The sequence below is a fragment of the Kitasatospora sp. NBC_00315 genome (assembly GCF_041435095.1).
In the GTDB taxonomy this organism is placed as follows: domain Bacteria; phylum Actinomycetota; class Actinomycetes; order Streptomycetales; family Streptomycetaceae; genus Kitasatospora.
In genome coordinates this window covers 4,828,931-4,848,005 of the sequence record NZ_CP108025.1, presented here as the reverse complement: position 1 = coordinate 4,848,005, position 19,075 = coordinate 4,828,931, and the positions used below count along the sequence as shown (strand labels likewise).

Here is a 19,075-nt window from a genome sequence, read left to right as displayed (position 1 = left end):
CGCCGCCGGAGCACACGGAATATCCACAGCGGCCTGTTTCGCGCCCGTATACCACCCCCCGGGCGGAGTAATAGTCGCATCACCGAATCGCGCCAAGATCGGGCCACGGTAAGCTGACGGCATGACAGGACAAGTTCGCACCGTCGACGGTCGCGTCGCCGGGCGACGCGGACAGGAGACGCGGCAAAAGCTGCTCGACTGCCTCCGCGAGATGCTCAGCACGTCGCCGTATCGGGACGTCAAGGTCATCGACGTCGCCCGTATGGCGGGTACCTCCCCCGCGACCTTCTACCAGTACTTCCCGGATGTCGAGGGCGCTGTCCTTGAGATCGCCGAGGAAATGGCCAAGGACAGCGAAGGGCTCAAAGAGCTCGTCGCAGGAAAGTCCTGGGCGGGAAAAACCGGCGCCACCACTTCGGAAGAACTGGTGGACGGATTCCTCGCCTTCTGGCGCAAGAACGACGCCATTCTCCGAGTGGTCACGCTCGGTGCCGCGGAAGGGGACAAGCGGTTCTTCAAGATCCGCATGACCGTCCTCAACGCGGTCGCCAAACCGCTCACGGAAGCCGTCAGGGATCTCCAGGCCAAGGGCCAGGCCGACAAGTCGCTGGATCCGGCCGCCGTCTCCGGCGCCCTGATCTCGCTGCTCGCCTCGGCCGCGGAGCACGGTAAGGCCTTCACGGCCTGGGGCGTCAAGGTCAAGGACCTGAAGCCCAACCTCGCCCCTCTGGTGTACCTGGGTGTCACCGGCAAGAAGCCGCCCAAGTAGCCAGCCCCACTATTCAGCCATCCGCTTCGCGCACATCCCCGGCCTCCTGTCCGGGGACAGACGGACGGCGGCCGTGTCCTCGGGGGAGGTTCGCCGACGTACCGCAGTGCGCCAGACATGCCGGTGGGCGGGTACCCGCGAGGGTCCCGCCCACCGGCATGTGCGCGTCCGGGCCCTCGGGGGCCAGGACGGGCGTGTGAGGGCCCCGTGGGGCAGCCGGGCGCCTAGGGGCAGCGGACGACCTGTCCCGCGTACGCCAGGCCGCCGCCGAAGCCGAAGAGCAGCACCGGGTCGCCGGAGGACAGCTCGCCGCGCTCCACCAGCTTGGAGAACGCCAGCGGGATGGACGCGGCGGAGGTGTTGCCGGAGTCGACCACGTCGCGGGCGACCACCGCGTCGGGCGCCCCGAGCTTGCCGGCGATCGCGTCGATGATCCGCAGGTTCGCCTGGTGCGGCACGAAGCCCTTCAGGTCGGCCGGGTCGATCCCCGCCTTCTCGCAGGCCTGCCGGGCCAGCGGCGCGATCTTGGTGGTGGCCCAGCGGAACACCGACTGACCCTGCTGGCTGATCACCGGATCCCAGCCGGTGATCACCACGGCGTCGCCCCGCTCCGGCTCCGAACCCCAGACGACCGGACCGATGCCGGGCTCCGCCCCCTCCTCCTGCGCCTCCACCACGGCCGCGCCCGCGCCGTCGCCGAAGATCACGCAGGTGGTGCGGTCGGTCCAGTCGAGCGTGTCCGACATCCGCTCCGCCCCGATCACCAGGGCCAGGCGGGCGGCGCCGGCCCTGATCGCGTGGTCGGCGGTGGCCAGTGCGTAGGAGAAGCCGGAACAGACCGTGTTGATGTCGTACGCGGCGGGTGCGGGCACGCCCAGGCGGGCCGCGACGGCCGCGGCCGTGTTGGGGCTGCGCTCGACGGCGGTGCAGGTGGCGACCACCACCAGGTCGACGTCGGCGGCCGCTCGGCCGCTGTTGGCCAGCGCCTTCTGGGCCGCCTCGGTGGCGAGGTCCACCAGGGTCTCGCCCTCCGCGATGTGCCGGGTACGGATTCCCACCCGGCTGCGGATCCACTCGTCGTCGGTGTCCACCAGCGTCGCCAGGTCGGCGTTGGTCATGACCTTGGGAGGCTGGTAGTGGCCCAGGGCAACAATGCGGGATCCGCTCATATACCCACTCAACCCGGTTACCGGCGGGTCATCCGGTCGCGACCGGCTACAGGATCCACCCCCGGATGCTGTAGAGGCCGGACAACAGCCCTTGGCGCGACCGGTCCGGTGACGGGCGCAGCGAACACCGATATTCGGTGCTCAGGCCGCCAGCGAGGCCGCGTCGCCCATCACGATCACCGGGTTGGCCGCCGGGTCGAGGGTCCGCAGCAGAACGGCCATCTTGTCCTCGGGGACGGAGACGCAGCCGTGGGTCGGGCCGCCGTGGTCGACGTGGATCCAGATCCCGCCGCCCTTGGAGCCGCCGTCGGGGCGCCGCTTGTCCAGCGGGGAGTTGCCGGGCACCCGGTTGTAGTTGATCGCGATGACGTAGTCGAAGGAGCCGGCGAGCGGTTCGCCCTGGAAACCCGTCCCGCCGACCACGAAGTTCGAGTCCTTGTCGTACGGCAGCTTGCTGCCCGGGTCCGCGTCCCGGCCGCCCGCGTCGGTCAGCGTGAAGACGCCGATCGGGCTGCGCAGGTCGCCCTCGTTGTGGTCGGTCGTCCAGCCCTTGTAGGCGTTGTGGCCCGCCCAGGCCTCGCCGGCCAGCCAGCGGCCCTCGGCGGTGCGGGTCCACAGGGTGACGGTGGTGTCGTTGGCGTCCTTGCCCTTGCCGGAGGCCAGCACCACCTGGTTGGTGGTGGCCGGGATCCTGGCGGTGAACGCGGCGCCGAGACCGGGTATCGCGGTGAGCGAGCCGTCGGCCCGGCTCTGGCTGCGGTCGGCGGCCGGGGTGCCGGTGTGCGCGGTGTCCCCGGCCGTCCGGTCGCCGGCGGGCGCCTGGTCCGGTGCCGCGGTCGGCTCCGGGGCGCCGTCGGCGGCGGAGACGCTGGTCGGTGCCCCGGCGGAACCCAGGGTGTACCAGCCGGCGGCGGCGGCGACCAGCAGGGCGGTGCCCGCCGTCAGGGCGCGCCCGTGGGTCTTCTTCTTGGCCTTGCGGCGTCGGCCCGCCGAACGCGGCGCCGGCGGCCCGGCGGGGCCGGCGGCCTGAGCGGTACCGGCCCGAGCGGTGACGCCCCGAGCGGCGTCGGCCTGCGCGCCGGCGAAGACCGGCTCGGCGGCCGGGGCGAAAGCGGCGGCGAACGCGGGCTCGGGTTCGGCCGGGTACAGGCCGTCGGCCTCGTCCTCACCCCCGTGCACCGCGTACGGCTCGTACGGCTCGTACACCTCGTACGGCTGATGAACCTGTGGCTCGTACGCCTCGTACGGTCGGCGGGCCTGCGGCTCGTACGGCGCGTACACCTGCTGGTGGGGCTCCGGCATGCCCTGGGGCTGCTGGTACGGCTGCCCGTACGCCTCCTGGGGCTGCTGGTACGACTGACCGTACGTCTCGTACGGCTGCCCGTACGTCTCGTACGTCGCCGCGTAGGGCTGCTGGTACGGCTGCCCCGGCGTCCCGTACGGCTCCTGGTACACCTCGTACGGGGCCTGCGGCTGCCCGTACGACGGGTGGCCGCCCTGCTCCCCGTACGGCCCCGGTCCGGCCTCCGGAGCGCCGGCCGGAGGTGGTGTGGGGGCACGATGGGATCCGGACATGCCGCCGATCCTGCCAAATCCGAGGCCGGTTGGGAAACCCATCGGGCGAACCGGTGCCGGGACGGACCGCTGCCCCCGGCGCTCGGAAGGCGCCGGGGGCAGCGGTCCGCGCAGGTCACAGACGCATGGCCTGCGGGGTCTCGCGGCGCTGGAAGTCGGGGCCGTCGTACTCGCGGATGATCTCGTAGCGCGTGTTGCGCTCCACCGGCCGGAAGCCCGCGTCGCGGATCAGACCGAGCAGGTCGTCACGGCCGAGCTTGTTCGGGGTGCCGAAGTTGTCCGCGTCATGGGTGATCTTGTACTCGACGACCGAACCGTCCATGTCGTCCGCGCCGTGGCTGAGCGCCAGCTGCGCGGTGGTGACACCGTGCATCACCCAGAACACCTTCACGTGCGGGACGTTGTCGAACAGCAGCCGGGAGACCGCGAAGGTCTTCAGCGCCTCGGCGCCGGTCGCCATCTCCGTACGGGCCATCAGCCTGTTGCGCACGACGCCGTCCTTGGAGTCGTGGAAGTCGTGCTGGTAGCGCAACGGGATGAAGACCTGGAAGCCGCCGGTCTCGTCCTGGAGCTCGCGCAGGCGCAGCACGTGGTCGACCCGGTGGCGGGGCTCCTCGATGTGGCCGTAGAGCATCGTCGCCGGGGTCTTGAGGCCCTTGGCGTGCGCCAGGCGGTGGATCCGCGACCAGTCCTCCCAGTGGGTGTCGTGGTCGACGATGTGCTGGCGCACCTCCCAGTCGAAGATCTCGGCGCCGCCGCCGGTCAGCGACTCCAGACCGGCGTCGATCAGCTCGTCCAGGATCTCGTCGGCGGACAGCCCGCTGATCCGCTCGAACCAGTGGATCTCGGTCGCCGTGAAGGCCTTCAGCGAGACGTTCGGCAGCGCCGCCTTCAGCTCCCGCAGGCTGCGCGGGTAGTAGCGCCAGGGCAGCGTCGGGTGCAGGCCGTTGACGATGTGCAGCTCGGTGAGGGAGTCGACCTCCATCGCCTTGGCGAGGCGCACGGCCTCCTCGATCCGCATCGTGTACGCGTCCTTCTCGCCCGGCTTGCGCTGGAACGAGCAGTAGGCGCAGGAGGCGGCGCAGACGTTGGTCATGTTGAGGTGGCGGTTGACGTTGAAGTGGACGACGTCGCCGTTCTTCCGCGTCCGCACGTGGTGGGCGAGGCCGCCCAGCCAGGCCAGGTCGTCGCTCCCGTAGAGCGCCACCCCGTCCTCGCGGGTCAGCCGCTCACCCGCGTAGACCTTTGCCTCCAGCTCGCGCTTCAGCCCTGCGTCCATGCGGTGACCCGCCTCCCTGCACATTCGATTCGTTGACCGGAACGAGCCTACGCCCCGGTTGCCAGCAGCTCCGCAAGGAGCCGGGGTTCGATGTTGCCTCCGCTGACCACGGCGGCGAAGACCCTCCCGGGGCCCAGCTCGGCGGCCCGGTGGAGGTACGCGGCCGGGGCCACCGCTCCGGAGGGCTCCGCCACCAGCCGGCCGCGGCGGGCCAGCACGGCGACGGTGTCACGGATCTCGGCCTCGGAGACGGTGACGATGTCGTCCACGTACGCCTGGATGTGTTCGAAGGGCAGCTCGCCGACCGAGGTGGTGCGCAGCCCGTCCGCGATGGTGCGGTAGGTGTCGGCGACCGGCCACTCGGTGCGCCGTCCGGTGCGCAGGCTCTGCTGCGCGTCGGCCGCCAGCTCCGGCTCCACGCCGATCACCCGCACGCCCGGGCAGGTGAGCTTGAGCGCGGCCGCCGTGCCGGAGATCAGGCCGCCGCCGCTGACCGGCACCAGTACGGTGTCCAGCTCGTCGGGGGCGTCCTCGGCGATCTCCATGCCGACCGTGCCCTGGCCCGCGATGATGTAGGGGTCGTCGTACGGCGGGACCCACACGTAGCCGTGCCGGGCGGCCAGCTCGGCGGGCAGGGTGTCGCGCTCGGCCGGCGCGACCAGGATCACCTCGGCGCCGTACGAGCGGGTGCTCGCGACCTTCACCTCGGGCGAGGTGTCCGGCATCACGATCACGGCGCGGATGCCCAGCAGTTGCGCCGCGTACGCCACCGCCTGCGCGTGGTTGCCGCTGGACTGGGCGACCACGCCGCGGGCCCGCTCGGCCCCGCTCAGCGCGGCCAGCCGGTTGTAGGCACCACGGGTCTTGAACGCGCCGGTCGGCTGGAGGTTCTCGGGCTTCAGCCACAGCCTGCGCGCGCCGTCCGCGGCCCAGGGGCAGGGCAGCAGCGGTGTGCGGACCGCGACACCGGCGATCCGCCGCTGCGCCGCATGCAGTTCCTCCACACCGACCAGGGCCATCGGCGCTACTCCGTCTCGGGGAGGGGGAGGTCGCTGACCCGGTTCTCCCACTTGGTGGAGAGCACGACGGTGGTCCGGGTGCGGGCGACGCCCTTGGTCCCGGAGAGGCGCTTGACCACCGACTCCAGGCCCTCCACGTTGGAGACCCTGACCTTGAGCATGTAGGAGTCGTCGCCCGCGATGAACCAGCAGTCCTCGACCTCGCCGAGCTCCTTCAGCCGGTGCGCGACGTCCTCGTGGTCGGCGGCGTCCGTGAGCTGAAGGCCGATCAGGGCCGTGACGCCGAAGCCCAGGGAGGCCGGGTTGACCGTCGCGCGGTATCCGGTGATGACCCCGGCCTGCTCCAGCCGGTTGATCCGGTCCGTCACGCTCGGGCCGGAGAGGCCGACCAGTCGGCCCAGCTCGGCGTAGGACGCGCGGCCGTTCTCCCGAAGCGCCTGGATGAGCTGTCTGTCCACCGTGTCCATATACCGTCCGCGTCCTTCCGAACCTCACCAGACCCACAGATCATTATCCGGAATCAAAGGTGCCATGGGCAGACCAACCCGGATATCGCAAAGAACATACTCTCCCGGCCGAGGCCCGCTCACTCCCCCCGGCCCGCCGCCTTCGCGGCCGCTCCCAACTCGCCCGCCCAGCGCCGGTACAACTCGTGCCGCACCCCCACCGCGTCCAGCACCCGCCCGGCCACGAAATCCACCAGTTCGCGCACCGTGGAGCCGCCCGCGTAGAAGCCGGGCGAGGCGGGCAGCACCACGGCGCCCTGCGCGTCCAGCTCCACCAGGTGCTTGAGCGTCACCCCGTTGAGGGGGGTCTCGCGCACGCAGACCACCAGCGGGCGGCGCTCCTTGAGGGTGACGGCGGCGACCCGCTGGAGCAGGTCCTTGCTGAGACCGAGCGCGATCCCCGCGACCGAGCCGGTGCTCGCGGGGACGACCAGCATCCCCTTCGCCGGGTAGGAGCCGCTGGAGGGGCCGGCCGCGAAGTCGCCGGCCGGCCAGTACCGGACGTCGTCCAGGCCCTCGTCCGACCCCAGCCAGCGCCCGAGGTCCTCCCGCCAGTGCGCGTCGCGGAAGGAGATGCCGGTCTCGTCCAGGACGGTCAGCCGGGCGGCGCGGCTGACCACCAGGTCGACCGCCTCCCCGGCCGCCAGCAGCCCCCGGACCACCGACGCCGCGTACGGGGTTCCGGACGCCCCCGAGACCCCGACCACCCAGGGCCGTCGGACCGGCGTGCCGTCTGCTGCCTTCGCTGTGCTCATGGGTCCATTTCTATACGCACCGCGGGTTCCCGTCCCCGGAGCCCGCCGGGCGCGGGAGGATGAGCCCATGGCGCCGACGCTGATCGACCTCACCCATCCGCTCACCACCGGCATGCCCGTCTACCCGGGCGACCCGGAGGTGGAGCTGCGGCCGGCGCTGACCACCGCCACCGCCGGGGTCAACGTCCTCGGCCTGCACCTCGGTTCGCAGTCCGGCACCCACGTCGACGCGCCCTATCACGTGGACGTCACCTGGCCGACCCTGGACGGCCTGCCGCTCACCCTGTTCACCGGCCCGGCCGTGGTCGCCGACCTGCGCGGGCTCGAACCCCGCACCGCCGTCACCGCCGGCCTGCTCGCGGACGCGCTGGAGCGGCTGACCCCCGGGGCCGTCCTGCTGCTGGCCACCGGCTGGCCCCGGTACTGGGGCACCGACCACTACCTCGCCCACCCGTACCTGGCGCCCTCCGCCGCCCGGGCGCTGGTCGAGGCGGGCGTGCGGACGCTCGGGGTGGACGCCCTGAGCATCGACCGCACCCCCGACCCCGGCCCGGGCGATCCGGCGGTGGCCGCGCTGCTCGCCGACCTGGCCGACGAGCACGACGGCCCGCCGCCCGCCGAGGAGGTCGGGCTGGCCGCCCACCGGGTGGTGCTCGGCGCTCCGGGCGGCGCGGTGATCACGGAGAACCTCACCGACCTGACACCGCTGCTGGAGGCCCAGGCGGCCGGTGAGCCGGTCGAGGTCTCGTTCTTCCCGCTGCGGCTGGTCGCCGCCGACGGCGCCCCCGTCCGCGCGGTGGCCCGAATCGGCTGAACGCGCCGACCCCGGCGGGGCCTTGGTCTAGACCAACATGCGGCGCGCCGCTAGGCTCCCGCCATGGCAGAGATCATCGGAGTCGTCGAACGGCTCTGGCGCTACCCCGTGAAATCCACCGGTGGCGAACAGCTCGACACCGTCCAGGTGGACGAACGCGGCCTCGCCGGTGACCGGCTCTACGCCGTGCGCGACGGCGCGGGCAGACTCGGCTCCGGCAAGAACACCCCCCGCCTTCGCCACATGGACGGGCTGCTCCGCCTCGGCTCCCGGCTCGGCCACCGCCTCGACGGCCCCGAACTCCTCGACCCGCTCGGCCGGCCCGTCGCCGACCCGGACGCCTTCCTGCGGGCCTTCCTCCAGCTGGAGGACATCGGCCTGGCCCGCGAGGACGCCCACTCGCACTTCGACCAGCTCCCGGTCAGCCTGCTCACGACCGCCACCCTGGACTGGGTCCGCGAGGCCGCCCCGTGCACCGTCGTGGACGAACGCCGGTTCCGGCCCAACATCGTCGTGCGCACCCCGCCGGGCACCCCGCCGTTCGTCGAGGACACCTGGTTCGGCCGGCAGGCCGCGACGGCGGACGGCTCCGGCCCCCGCTTCGCCCTGGTCCGCGCGAGCGAACGCTGTGCCATGAGCGGCGCCCCGCAGCCCGGTCTCCCCGAGGCGCCCGAGATCCTCAAGGCCCTGCTGGACGCCCATGACGGCCGCCTCGACGCCCTCGCCGAGGTCAGCCGCCCGGGGCGGCTCAGCGTCGGCGACAGCCTGGCACTGATCTGAACCCGGCCGCCTACAGCGGCCTGGCCGCCGGCCGGCCGATCAGGCAGAAGGGGTGCCCCGCCGGGTCGGCGTAGACCCGCCAGCCGTCGTACGCCCGCAGCGGCGAGCCGCCGAGGGCGATCACCTCGCGCTCGGCCGCCCCGATGTCCTCCACGTCGATGTCCAGGTGCACCTGTTGCGGGTGCGCCGGGTCGGGCCACTGCGGCGGGTGGAAGTCCTCGACCCGCTGGAACGCCACCACCGTGCCACCGGGAGTGTGCAGCGTCGACCAGTCCTCGTCCAGCGTCCAGCGCGGGTCCGGCCGGTCCACCTCCCCGCCGAGCAGCGCCGCGTAGAAGCGGGCCAGCGCGGGCGGGTAGTGGCAGTCCAGGACGACGCACTGCAGGGTGCCGATCATGCGGGCGGACTCCTCCGGAGGGGTGGCGGACAGGTACGCCACCTACGCGTACCACCTCGCCGCGTCCCGAAACCGGTGCCTCGCCGTCCGGGGGTCAGGCCCGGTCCAGCACACCGTCTGCTGCGGCCGTCACGAAGGCCTGCCACAGCTCGGGGGCGAACCCGAGACGGGGGCCGTCCGGATCCTTGGAGTCGCGGACCGTGCCGGGACGGGCGTCGTCCACCTCGATGCACTCGCCACCACTGCCACCGCTGTAACTGCTCTTGCGCCACCGCTCAGAGTTGCTCACGCGAGTAATCCTCCATCGCCGACTCGAGCAGGGTGAGGGACACCTCCGGCGACAACGCGGCGGCCCTGACCAGATCGTAGGACCGAAGGCATCTGGCCACCAGCAACGGATCGTCGACCAGTCGCCCGATGTGAGGGCCTTCGAGGTAGACCATCGGAGGCTCGTCCTCGAAAGTCATGTGCAGTGCCATCCCCTCCAACAGGGCGTGAGCCCCAGCCGAGAACGGCAGCACCTGGACGATCAGCCGCCGACTCCGCACAAGACGGACGAGATGAGCAAGCTGGTCACGCATCGTCGCCGCACTGCCGATCGGCCGCCGGATGATCGCTTCGTCCAGAACGGTCCACAACACAGGCGCTGTTGGACCGTCGAGGATGTCGGCCCGTGCCATCCGCGCGGCCACCAGTACCTCCGTTTCTTCGACGGATCTCAGCGGTTGGGCGGATTCGAAGACCGCCCGTGCGTAGTCGGGGGTCTGCAACAACCCCTGGATGAGAGCAGGGCAGTAGCTGCTGATGCTCTGCGCTCTCGTCTGCAACTCCACCACGTGGACGAAGTACTCGGGATACCGCGAGCGCGTCACCATCGGATACAGCCGTGCGAAGTACCCGCCCGTTTCGAGGACCTGGTCCAGCTGCTCCGACATGTCCAGTTGGGGCCTGCGGGAGGCCGCCTCCAGGTGCCCGATGTAGGCGCCGGAGCTGAACACCAGCTCCCCCAGCCGTTCCTGGGTCAGCCCGGCGGCCTCGCGGAGGCGGCGCAGTTCGGAGCCGTAGAAAGACCTCGGCGACTCGGCCGGGTCGAGATCCTTGGGCTGGGGCACGTTTGCACATCCTCTTCCGGCAGCGCGCGCTGTTGGACGTCACCTACTGCCCAAACTAGCGCCCCAGCGCGACGCTCGGGACACGGACAGTGAGGAAAGCGGCACCGAGGAGGAGCGCAGTGGGAGCATCGACAGGCGGACGGGCGGCATTCACGCCCCGGGTGGGTGAACCGGTCCGGGACCACCGGACCGGCCGCGTGGGCGTCCACATGGACACCGTCGCGGGTGAGCACTACCTGCGTCCCGAGGGCGGCGGTTGCGAGTGGACGGCGCTGCCCGAAGACGTCGGCCCGGCGGCGGCCGGGGCCGGGAAGCAGGCCGGCTGATGCGGATCGGACGTTCACGGGCGCGGGCCCTGTTGGCCGATCTCGCCGTGCTGACGGGCTTCGCCGCCCCCGTCCTGGTCCGGGCCAGAGGCCTGAGCCTGCTGTTGGCCGCGGCCACCCGGACCGACATCCGGCTCAGCCGGACGGCGACCGGCTACCGGCTGGCGGCCGCCACGCCGGCGGGCCGGGACGCGCAGGCGGCCGCGCTGCCGGTGCTGAACGCGGCGGACCGGTACGGCCATTCGAGCCGTACCGGTCTGTGGTGCGAGATCGACGCCTGAGCGCCGGGGCCGGGGGCCGGGCCGTCAGACGCCCAGCCCCCGGATCACGAGGTCGAGCAGGGCGAAGAAGAAGAGCGAGATGCCGACGAAGCCGTTGGTGGTGAAGAACGCCCGGTTGAGGCGCGAGAGGTCGCCGGGCTTGACGATGGAGTGCTCGTAGACGAACGCGCAGACCACCACCAGCAGACCCACCCAGAAGGCCGGACCGGCGTCGGTGAGGACGGCGTACCAGCCCAGCAGCAGGACGGTGAGGACGTGGCAGGCCCGGGCGCCGTAGAGGGCGCCCGCGACGCCGAAGCGGGCGGGGACGGAGCGCACGCCGTCGGCGCGGTCGGCGGCGACGTCCTGGCAGCCGAAGATCAGGTCGAAGCCGCCGATCCAGATGCCGACCGCGAGGCCGAGCACCACGGCGTCCCAGGACCAGGTGCCGGTGACGGCGAGCCAGGCGCCGACCGGGCCCATCGCCTGGGCCAGACCCAGGATCGCGTGCGGGAAGTCCGTGAAGCGCTTGCCGTACGGGTAGACCACCATCGGGACGACGGCGACCGGGGCGAGCGCCAGGCAGAGCGGGTTGAGCAGGGCGGCGGCGCCGAGGAAGACCACCAGGGCGATCGCCGAGCCGGTGTACGCGGTGCGCATCGAGACGGCGCCGGTGACCAGTTCGCGCCCGGCGGTGCGCGGGTTACGGGCGTCGATCTCGCGGTCGATGATCCGGTTGGCGGCCATCGCGAACGTCCGCAGGCCGACCATGCAGACGGTCACGATCAGCAGGGTGGACCAGTGCACCCGCGCATCGGTGCGGAACATCGCGGTGAGGGCCGCGATGTAGGCGAAGGGCAGGGCGAACACCGAGTGCTCGATCATGACCAGCCGCAGGAAGGCCCTGGCCTTGTTCGGCGGCGGGGCCTCGAAGAGGTCGGCGGTGGCGCTCACAGCCCGTACTCCTTCCAGCGCTTGGTGACCAGGGCGGCCGTCTCCGGGTCGGAGCCGACCATCTCGGGCCAGCCACCGTCGCGGGTGTAGCCCTCCTCGGGGAGCTTGCGGGTCGCGTCGATGCCCGCCTTGCCGCCCCAGAACTGCTGGTAGGAGGCGTGGTCGAGGTGGTCGACCGGGCCCTCGACGACCGAGAGGTCCCGGCTGTAGTCGGTGTTGCCCAGCGCCCGCCAGGCCACCTCCTGGTAGTCGTGCACGTCGCAGTCCGCGTCCACCACGATGATCAGCTTGGTCAGCGACATCATGTGGGCGCCCCAGATCGCGTGCATGACCTTCTGGGCGTGCTTGGGGTACTTCTTGTCGATCGAGACGATCACGCAGTTGTGGAAGCCGCCGGCCTCGGGCAGGTCGTAGTCCACGATGTCCGGAATGATGATCTTCAGCAGCGGCAGGAAGAACCGCTCGGTGAACTTGCCCAGCGGGCCGTCCTCGGTCGGCGGGCGGCCGACCACGATCGACTGCAGGATCGGCCGCTTGCGCATCGTCACGCAGTCGATGGTCAGTGCCGGGAACGGCTCCTGCGGCGTGTAGAAGCCGGTGTGGTCGCCGAACGGGCCCTCGGGGAGCATCTCCCCGGGCTCCAGCCAGCCCTCCAGCACGACCTCCGCGTCGGCGGGCACCTGCAGCGGCACCGTCCTGCAGTCGACCATCCGGACCCGCTCACCGGCCACGAAGCCGGCGAACAGGTACTCGTCGATGTCCCCGGGCAGCGGCGCCGTGGCCGCGTAGGTGACGGCGGGCGGGCAGCCGAAGGCGATCGCGACCGGGAGGCGCTCACCGCGCCTGGCGGCGACCGCGTAGTGGTTGCGGCTGTCCTTGTGGATCTGCCAGTGCATGCCGATGGTCCGCCGGTCGTGCCGCTGGAGGCGGTACAGGCCGAGGTTGCGGATGCCCGAGTCCGGGTCCTTGGTGTGGGTCAGACCCAGGTTGAAGAAGGAGCCGCCGTCCAGCGGCCAGGTGAAGAGTGCCGGCAGGTCGTCCAGGTTGACGTCGTCGCCGGTGAGCACGACCTCCTGGACGGGCGCGTCGCCGGCCTTCACGTGCTTCGGCGGTACGTGCGCCATCGAGGCCAGCTTGCCGAAGGCGTCCCGGAAGCCGGTGAAGCCCTGCGGCAGCTCCGGCTTCAGCAGGCCGGCGATCTTCTCGGAGATCTCCTCCGGGCCCTTGAGCCCCAGCGACTTGGCGAGCCGGCGCTCCGTCCCGAAGACGTTCATCGCCAGCGGCATCGAGGCGCCCTTGACGTTCTCGAACAGCAGCGCCGGGCCCTTGGCCTTCTGCACCCGGTCGACGATCTCGCCGATCTCCAGGTAGGGGTCCACCTCGGCCTTGATCCGCCGGAGGTCGCCTTCTCGTTCGAGCGCCCGCAGAAACGAGCGGAGATCGTCGTATGCCATGCCTGTCAGTATCCGCCACCCGATAGCCTGGCCCGGTCAAGGGGCCCACCTGTCTCCGGGGGAGATCACCGCCGTGTTGAGGATGCTGCCGTTCCTGCTCGTGCTCGCCCTGTGGATCTGGGCGTTCATCGACTGCCTCACCACTCCCGAGGAGGAGGTCAGGCATCTGCCGAAGGTCGTCTGGGTGATCATCATCCTGCTCTTCGGCGAGGTGCTGCTCGGCCCTGTCGCCTGGCTGGTCGCCGGCAAGGAGCGGACCGGGGCACAGCGGCGGCGGGCGGCCTGGCCCGAGGGCACGGCCGGATATCCGGAGCACGAGCGTCCGCGGGCCGGTCGGTCGCTCGCACCCGACGACGACCCCGAATTTCTCGCCTCACTGAAGAAGGACAACAAAAAGCACGAGGACATGCTCAAGCAGTGGGAGGCCGATCTGCGCCGCCGCGAGGAGGAGCTCCGGAGCACCGACGACCCGGACACCGGTGGTCGGGGCTGACCGCAGCCCCTCGGACGGCTCGCCCTCCCTCGGACAGCCCACCCGGTGGCACCACGAGCGGGGCGCCGACTTTTTGGCGCTTCCCTACGACTTAACGGACGGCGCCACTCCCTTTGCCATCACCCGAGGCGGACTCCGGTCAGCCTCGAGGCGAGCCTGAAAGCATCGGCGACGAGCCCTTGATGTCGGCTCTGACCTGCATGTTCACGTCTTCCCAGATCAGCGGGCCCGGTAACGGTGAGCATTCGTACCGATACTGACAGCGCGGGCCCCAGGGGCACGTTTTCTGTTCAGGACTGACATCTAATCGCTCGCGACCTTGTACGGAATCGACGCCGAAACCAAGCTGCCGTGCCTCGTAGAGTCAGTAACTGAAGAAGTGATTCGCAGCCGGGGGCACAGCAGACGTTGGCTGTCGGACAGATCCCTCACCCTTGGAGTGGTTCGAGATGACGGTTGTGCATGAGGCACCGGTCGGTGACGAGATCCCCGCGATCCCGGCCGACGCCCGTGGGCGGGTCGCCGAGCTGCACGTCCTGCGCGAGCAGGTGCTGGCCGGGCCGAGCGAGCAGGCGACCGAGGCGCAGCACGCGAAGGGCAAGCTGACCGCCCGCGAGCGGATCGCCCTGCTGCTGGACCCGGGCTCCTTCCGGGAGGTCGAGCCGCTGCGCCGGCACCGCGCCACCGGCTTCGGCCTGGAGGCGAAGAAGCCGCACACCGACGGCGTGATCGTCGGCTGGGGCACCGTGCACGGGCGGACCGTCTTCACCTACGCCCACGACTTCCGGATCTTCGGCGGCGCGCTGGGCGAGGCCCACGCGCAGAAGATCCACAAGATCATGGACATGGCCATCGCGGCCGGTGCCCCGCTGGTCTCGCTGAACGACGGCGCCGGCGCCCGCATCCAGGAGGGCGTCACCGCGCTGGCCGGCTACGGCGGCATCTTCCAGCGCAACACCCGCGCCTCGGGCGTCATCCCGCAGATCAGCGTGATGCTCGGCCCGTGCGCCGGCGGCGCCGCGTACTCCCCCGCGCTGACCGACTTCATCTTCATGGTCCGCGAGACCTCGCAGATGTTCATCACCGGCCCGGACGTGGTGCAGGCCGTCACCGGCGAGAAGATCAGCCAGAACGGCCTCGGCGGCGCCGACGTGCACTCCGGGGTCTCCGGCGTCTCGCACTTCGCCTACGACGACGAGCAGAGCTGCATCGAGGAGGTCCGCTTCCTCCTGTCGCTGCTGCCGCAGAACAACCGCGAGATGCCCCCGGCGGCCGTCAACGACGACCCGGTGGACCGCCGCAACGACTCGCTGCTCGACCTGGTGCCCGCCGACGGCAACCGGCCGTACGACATGCGCAAGGTGATCGAGGAGATCGTCGACCACGGCGAGTTCCTGGAGGTCCACGAGCGCTGGGCGACCAACGTGCTCTGCGTGCTGGCCCGGATCGACGGCCACGTGACCGGCATCATCGCCAACCAGCCGCAGTCGCTGGCCGGCGTGCTCGACATCAACGCCTCGGAGAAGGCCGCGCGCTTCGTCCAGATGTGCGACGCCTTCAACATCCCGCTGGTGACCATGCTCGACGTCCCCGGCTTCCTGCCCGGCGTCGACCAGGAGCACGACGGCATCATCCGGCACGGCGCCAAGCTGCTCTACGCCTACTGCAACGCCACCGTGCCGCGGATCCAGCTGATCCTGCGCAAGGCGTACGGCGGCGCGTACATCGTGATGGACTCCCGCTCGATCGGCGCCGACCTCTCCTTCGCCTGGCCCACCAACGAGATCGCGGTGATGGGCGCCGAGGGCGCGGCCAACGTGATCTTCCGGCGGGACATCGCGGGGGCCGAGGACCCCGAGGCGATGCGGGCGCAGAAGATCAAGGAGTACAAGAGCGAGCTGATGCACCCGTACTACGCGGCCGAGCGCGGCCTCGTGGACGACGTCATCGACCCGGCCGAGACCCGCGCCGTGCTCGCCTCCTCACTCGCGATGCTCCGAACCAAGCACGCGGACCTGCCCAGCCGCAAGCACGGCAACCCGCCGATGTAGCGGTCGGTCCGCAGCGCACTCCGATCGCACGGCGCGCCCGCACCACCACCCTGCACCACCCATTCGTCCGGGGGAGAAACCAGGCCATGAGCGCTTCCGACCAACCCCTTGTCCGCATCGTCCGCGGCTCGCTGACCGACGAGGAGCTCGCCGCTCTGACCGCCGTGCTGCTGGCCCGCGCGGCTGTCGCGCAGCAGGCCGCCGCGGCCGCGTCACCGGTGGAGCCGGTGGCCGGCTGGAAGCGCCTGGAGCGGCACCAGCCGTACTTCTCCCCGGTCAGCTGGCAGCAGGCGGCGTAACCGGCCGCACCGACCCGGCACCGGGGGCTCCGCTCTCCACGGCCCCCGCCGTCCCGCAGCCGCGGGCGGCGGGGGCCGTTGCGCGTCCCGCCGCAGGCGCCGCTCCGGTGCTCGGCGGTGCTCGGCGCTCGACGCCGCTCGGTGCTCGGCGCCGCTCCGGTGCTCGATCGCTGGTCAGGGACGGGAAGTTGGCCGCTCTGTAGAATACCTACCGTACGGTTTGGTGACACTCCCGCCCAGACCACCGGCTCCCGTCGACCTCACCCCGGTAGCGACGGGGACCACCGAGCGAGGAGGCTGCGATGGCCCGGCAGGCCCGTGCCCTGGAAACCCGGCAGACGGTGCTCCGCGCCGCGGCCGAGGTCTTCGACCGGCGCGGCTACGCCGCGGCCACGATGGCCGAGATCCTCAGCCGCGCGAACGTCACCAAGGGCGCGCTCTACTTCCACTTCGCTTCGAAGGAGGAGCTCGCCAGAGCCGTCATCGACGAACAGGCGGCCTGGCTCGCGACCTGGCGGCCGACCACCGAGAGTCCCGCCCAGGCCATGATCGACCTGGGGTACGCCTTCGCCCGGGCCCTGCGGGAGGATCCGCTGGTGCGCGGCAGCATCCGGCTGACCATCGAGCACGGCACCTTCACCCAGCCGCAGATCGCCGCCTACCGCGGCTGGTCCGACGCGGCGACCGCCCTGCTGCGGGGCGCGATGGAGGCCGGTGAACTGCACCCGGGCCTGGACGTCGCCGGGGCGGCGGACGTGATCGTCGGAGCGGTCACCGGGATCCAGCTGACCTCGCAGGTCCTCACCGACCGCCAGGACCTGCTGGCACGGATGGCCGACCTCTGGACGCTGCTGCTGCCCGGCCTCGTCCGGCCGCAGACGCTGGCCCGGCTGGTCGTGCGGCCGCCCGAGGACGCGGCCGGGCAGACCTGAGCGGGCCGGCCGCTCAGGCCGGGCAGGGGGCGTCGACCGGGTAGGGCCCCTCCGTGCGGTAGTCGGCGCAGCGGTCGGACGGCACCAGGGCGGGCAGCACGGCGGTCAGCACGCCGCCGACCGCCTCCCGGCCGAGCACGGTGGGATCCACCCAGGAACGCAGCACCAGACCGGCCGCGACCGTGGTCAGCAGCTCGGCCGCCTCCCGGCCGCCGAGGCCGGGCCGCAGCTCGCCGGCCGCACTCGCCCGGTCCAGCTGCCGGCGCATCATGACCGTCCAACCGCGCCAGGTGACACCCATCAGGTCCCCGCCGGAGTAGGGGGCGCCCAGCCCGCCCGGCCCGGGGTGGCCGAGCTGCACACCGGCCCGCACCACGATGTCGTCGCGCAGCAGTCCGGCCAGCTCGTGGGCGAAGTTCAGCAGACTCTGCATGCCGGAGCCGTCGTCCCGCCGGGTGCGCAGCAGCGCGGAGGCGATGACCCGCCAGGCGGCCACCCGGACCCCGTCCGCCAGGGCGTGCTTGGACATGAAGTGGAAGTACAGGGCCCCCTTGCTGACCCCGGCCCGGCTGCTGATGTCCACCAGACTGGCCGCCTCGAACCCGGCGTCCGCGAAGGTGTGCGCCGCCGCCAGCAGAACCGCCTGCCTGGTACGCTCCGCACGCTCCTGCTTGGCCACGTGGGCCCCTCCCTCTCGACCGGCAGAGCGCCCGCCGCCTGCCTGGACCGCCCCGGCGCCCCGCACCACCGGTGACCTCACCGCCATGGTCCCAGACCGACCGGTCTAAACCGCATGGTTGGTTTCTAATCTATCCCGCGCCAAGTAGTGTTTGGGCGGCGGGCGGTGCGATCCCGCCGTGCGCCCGCCTCCCGCGCCCTCACCGGTGGCCGGTGCACGCCCCGGACGCCCCCCGGCAGCACAGACAAACCGGGTGGTATGTATGTTCTTGCCCGGCCGCGCGCCCGCGGCCCCCGTCGACCGACTCCCGGAGTGGGCCCGCCATGCCAGCCATCTCAGCTCCGGGAGAGGACGGCCTCTACCCCGGCCCGGGCGTCGGCTACGACTTCCACGAGCGGACCGTCTCCCGGCACCTGGTCCACCGCGCCACCGTCTCCGAGGTGTTCATCACCGGCTGGCAGGCCACCGGCCCGTACGACTTCCTGCTCGGCGCCCAATGGCCGCGTTCGCACGGCTTCTACCGGCTGCCCGGCGACGAGCGGCACGACCCCCTGCTGCTCGCCGAGACGATCCGTCAGGCCGGCCTGCTGATCGGCCACGTGGGGTTCGGCACACCGCAGGGCCATCACTTCACGGTGGACGAGCTGTCCTACTCGCTCGACCTGGCCGGCCTGGCCATCGGGACCGGCCCCGCCTCACTGATGCTCAGGGTGGCCTGCCAGGACGTGCGGATGCGGCACGGACGCCTGGTCTCCCTGCGGCTCCAGGTCGAGGCCGAACGCGACGGCCGGCCGGTGGGCCGGGGCTCCGGGCATCTCACGGTGCTCGCCCCGCGCGCGTACGAGCACCTGCGCGGCCTCGGCGGGGCGCTGCCCGTCCCGCTCGTCCCCGGCACTCCGACCGTTCCCGAGCTCGTCGGCCGGGCGAACCCCTCGGACGTGGTGCTGACGCCGGCCCGCCAGCCCGGCAGCTGGCTGCTGCGCACCGACGCCCGGCATCCGGTGCTGTTCGACCGCCCGCTCGACCACGTGCCCGCGATGCTCGTCCTGGAGGCCGCCCGGCAGGCGGCCCAGCGGCTTCGCCACCCCGAACCCGTCGTCCCGGTGGAGGCCGCCGCCGGGCTCGCCCGCTACATCGAGCTCGACCGGCCCTGCCTGGTCCGGGCCTGGACGGAACCCGGCCCGGATGCCCGGCGGGTACCGGTACGGGTGGCCCTGGAACAGGACGGACGCACGGCGGCGGACTGCCGGCTGCTGACCGAACCGCTGAGCCCCGCGCCGGCCCTGCGCGGCCCCGCGCCGGCGCAGGACGCGACGGCGCAGGGCGGACCGGGCCGCCGGGAGGCCGGTCACGGCGGCCGCGGCGCCGACGGACTCGGCGAGTCCGGCGGCGTCACCCGCGGGCGGGGCCTGCCGGTCGCCTCCTGACCCGCCGGGCCCCGAGCGAGTACCC

General features: G+C 71.9%; 21 protein-coding genes. 9 read left to right on the top strand and 12 right to left on the bottom strand.

The genetic code is table 11. From position 1 onward, the window contains the following. Window positions 1-121 precede the first annotated feature (121 nt). Window positions 122-769, top strand: a complete 648-nt coding sequence (locus tag OG823_RS19990; protein WP_371480965.1) for a TetR family transcriptional regulator — start codon at window positions 122-124, stop codon at window positions 767-769. A gap of 224 nt (window positions 770-993) precedes the next feature. Here OG823_RS19990 and OG823_RS19985 read toward each other — a convergent pair whose 3' ends face one another. From OG823_RS19985 to OG823_RS19960, 6 genes are all read right to left on the bottom strand, one after another. Continuing rightward, window positions 994-1,938, bottom strand: a complete 945-nt coding sequence (locus tag OG823_RS19985) for a beta-ketoacyl-ACP synthase III (RefSeq protein WP_371480964.1) — start codon at window positions 1,936-1,938, stop codon at window positions 994-996. 141 nt (window positions 1,939-2,079) lie between these two features. Further along, the gene (locus tag OG823_RS19980; RefSeq protein ID WP_371480963.1) at window positions 2,080-3,513 is read right to left on the bottom strand and encodes a L,D-transpeptidase family protein; all 1,434 of its coding nucleotides are present in this window, start codon (window positions 3,511-3,513) and stop codon (window positions 2,080-2,082) included. 115 nt (window positions 3,514-3,628) lie between these two features. Beyond that, a complete protein-coding gene (gene mqnE / locus OG823_RS19975) occupies window positions 3,629-4,792 on the bottom strand; it encodes an aminofutalosine synthase MqnE (RefSeq protein WP_371480962.1) in 1,164 nt (387 codons plus the stop codon). Between the two features lie 47 nt (window positions 4,793-4,839). After that, window positions 4,840-5,811 carry a threonine/serine dehydratase gene (locus OG823_RS19970; RefSeq protein ID WP_371480961.1) on the bottom strand — a complete coding sequence of 324 codons (972 nt, stop codon included), beginning with the start codon at window positions 5,809-5,811 and terminating at the stop codon, window positions 4,840-4,842. 5 nt (window positions 5,812-5,816) lie between these two features. Continuing rightward, entirely contained in the window at window positions 5,817-6,278 is a 462-nt protein-coding gene (locus tag OG823_RS19965) for an Lrp/AsnC family transcriptional regulator (RefSeq protein ID WP_371480960.1), read from the bottom strand. 119 nt (window positions 6,279-6,397) lie between these two features. Next, window positions 6,398-7,072 carry a UbiX family flavin prenyltransferase gene (locus tag OG823_RS19960; RefSeq protein ID WP_371480959.1) on the bottom strand — a complete coding sequence of 225 codons (675 nt, stop codon included), beginning with the start codon at window positions 7,070-7,072 and terminating at the stop codon, window positions 6,398-6,400. A gap of 67 nt (window positions 7,073-7,139) precedes the next feature. Between OG823_RS19960 and OG823_RS19955 the strand changes: the two genes are divergently transcribed. Next, complete coding sequence (locus OG823_RS19955; RefSeq protein ID WP_371480958.1) at window positions 7,140-7,886, top strand: cyclase family protein; 747 nt, start codon at window positions 7,140-7,142, stop codon at window positions 7,884-7,886. A gap of 63 nt (window positions 7,887-7,949) precedes the next feature. Further along, window positions 7,950-8,666: an MOSC domain-containing protein gene (locus tag OG823_RS19950; protein WP_371480957.1), complete on the top strand. Its 717-nt coding sequence runs from the start codon at window positions 7,950-7,952 to the stop codon at window positions 8,664-8,666. A gap of 10 nt (window positions 8,667-8,676) precedes the next feature. Here OG823_RS19950 and OG823_RS19945 read toward each other — a convergent pair whose 3' ends face one another. The 3 genes from OG823_RS19945 to OG823_RS19935 all read right to left on the bottom strand — a co-directional run bounded on the left by OG823_RS19945 (window position 8,677) and on the right by OG823_RS19935 (window position 10,175). Next, window positions 8,677-9,063 carry a VOC family protein gene (locus OG823_RS19945; protein WP_371480956.1) on the bottom strand — a complete coding sequence of 129 codons (387 nt, stop codon included), beginning with the start codon at window positions 9,061-9,063 and terminating at the stop codon, window positions 8,677-8,679. A 94-nt stretch (window positions 9,064-9,157) separates the two neighbouring features. After that, window positions 9,158-9,352, bottom strand: coding sequence for a DUF397 domain-containing protein (locus tag OG823_RS19940; RefSeq protein WP_371480955.1), 195 nt, complete (start codon window positions 9,350-9,352; stop codon window positions 9,158-9,160). Beyond that, window positions 9,339-10,175, bottom strand: a complete 837-nt coding sequence (locus tag OG823_RS19935; protein WP_371480954.1) for a Scr1 family TA system antitoxin-like transcriptional regulator — start codon at window positions 10,173-10,175, stop codon at window positions 9,339-9,341. Before OG823_RS19935 ends, OG823_RS19940 begins: the two co-directional genes overlap by 14 nt. A 325-nt stretch (window positions 10,176-10,500) precedes the next feature. Here OG823_RS19935 and OG823_RS19930 point away from each other — a divergent pair, with 325 nt between their 5' ends. Further along, window positions 10,501-10,782: a hypothetical protein gene (locus OG823_RS19930; protein ID WP_371480953.1), complete on the top strand. Its 282-nt coding sequence runs from the start codon at window positions 10,501-10,503 to the stop codon at window positions 10,780-10,782. Window positions 10,783-10,806: 24 nt separating this feature from the next. On the opposite strand, the gene mqnP is transcribed toward OG823_RS19930, so the two are convergent. Then, window positions 10,807-11,715 carry a menaquinone biosynthesis prenyltransferase MqnP gene (mqnP, locus tag OG823_RS19925; RefSeq protein WP_371480952.1) on the bottom strand — a complete coding sequence of 303 codons (909 nt, stop codon included), beginning with the start codon at window positions 11,713-11,715 and terminating at the stop codon, window positions 10,807-10,809. Next, window positions 11,712-13,169, bottom strand: a complete 1,458-nt coding sequence (locus tag OG823_RS19920; RefSeq protein WP_371480951.1) for a menaquinone biosynthesis decarboxylase — start codon at window positions 13,167-13,169, stop codon at window positions 11,712-11,714. Before OG823_RS19920 ends, mqnP begins: the two co-directional genes overlap by 4 nt. A gap of 73 nt (window positions 13,170-13,242) precedes the next feature. Between OG823_RS19920 and OG823_RS19915 the strand changes: the two genes are divergently transcribed. From OG823_RS19915 to OG823_RS19900, 4 genes are all read left to right on the top strand, one after another. Continuing rightward, window positions 13,243-13,662, top strand: coding sequence for a PLD nuclease N-terminal domain-containing protein (locus OG823_RS19915; RefSeq protein ID WP_371484551.1), 420 nt, complete (start codon window positions 13,243-13,245; stop codon window positions 13,660-13,662). Between the two features lie 449 nt (window positions 13,663-14,111). Beyond that, window positions 14,112-15,713: an acyl-CoA carboxylase subunit beta gene (locus tag OG823_RS19910; protein WP_371480950.1), complete on the top strand. Its 1,602-nt coding sequence runs from the start codon at window positions 14,112-14,114 to the stop codon at window positions 15,711-15,713. Between the two features lie 86 nt (window positions 15,714-15,799). After that, the gene (locus tag OG823_RS19905; RefSeq protein WP_371480949.1) at window positions 15,800-16,012 is read left to right on the top strand and encodes an acyl-CoA carboxylase epsilon subunit; all 213 of its coding nucleotides are present in this window, start codon (window positions 15,800-15,802) and stop codon (window positions 16,010-16,012) included. 302 nt (window positions 16,013-16,314) lie between these two features. After that, window positions 16,315-16,944, top strand: coding sequence for a ScbR family autoregulator-binding transcription factor (locus OG823_RS19900; protein WP_371480948.1), 630 nt, complete (start codon window positions 16,315-16,317; stop codon window positions 16,942-16,944). Between the two features lie 13 nt (window positions 16,945-16,957). On the opposite strand, the gene OG823_RS19895 is transcribed toward OG823_RS19900, so the two are convergent. Further along, window positions 16,958-17,623, bottom strand: coding sequence for a ScbR family autoregulator-binding transcription factor (locus tag OG823_RS19895; protein WP_371480947.1), 666 nt, complete (start codon window positions 17,621-17,623; stop codon window positions 16,958-16,960). A 323-nt stretch (window positions 17,624-17,946) separates the two neighbouring features. Here OG823_RS19895 and OG823_RS19890 point away from each other — a divergent pair, with 323 nt between their 5' ends. Continuing rightward, on the top strand, window positions 17,947-19,050 hold the full coding sequence (locus OG823_RS19890; RefSeq protein WP_371480946.1) for a ScbA/BarX family gamma-butyrolactone biosynthesis protein: 1,104 nt from the start codon (window positions 17,947-17,949) through the stop codon (window positions 19,048-19,050). Window positions 19,051-19,075: the final 25 nt, after the last annotated feature.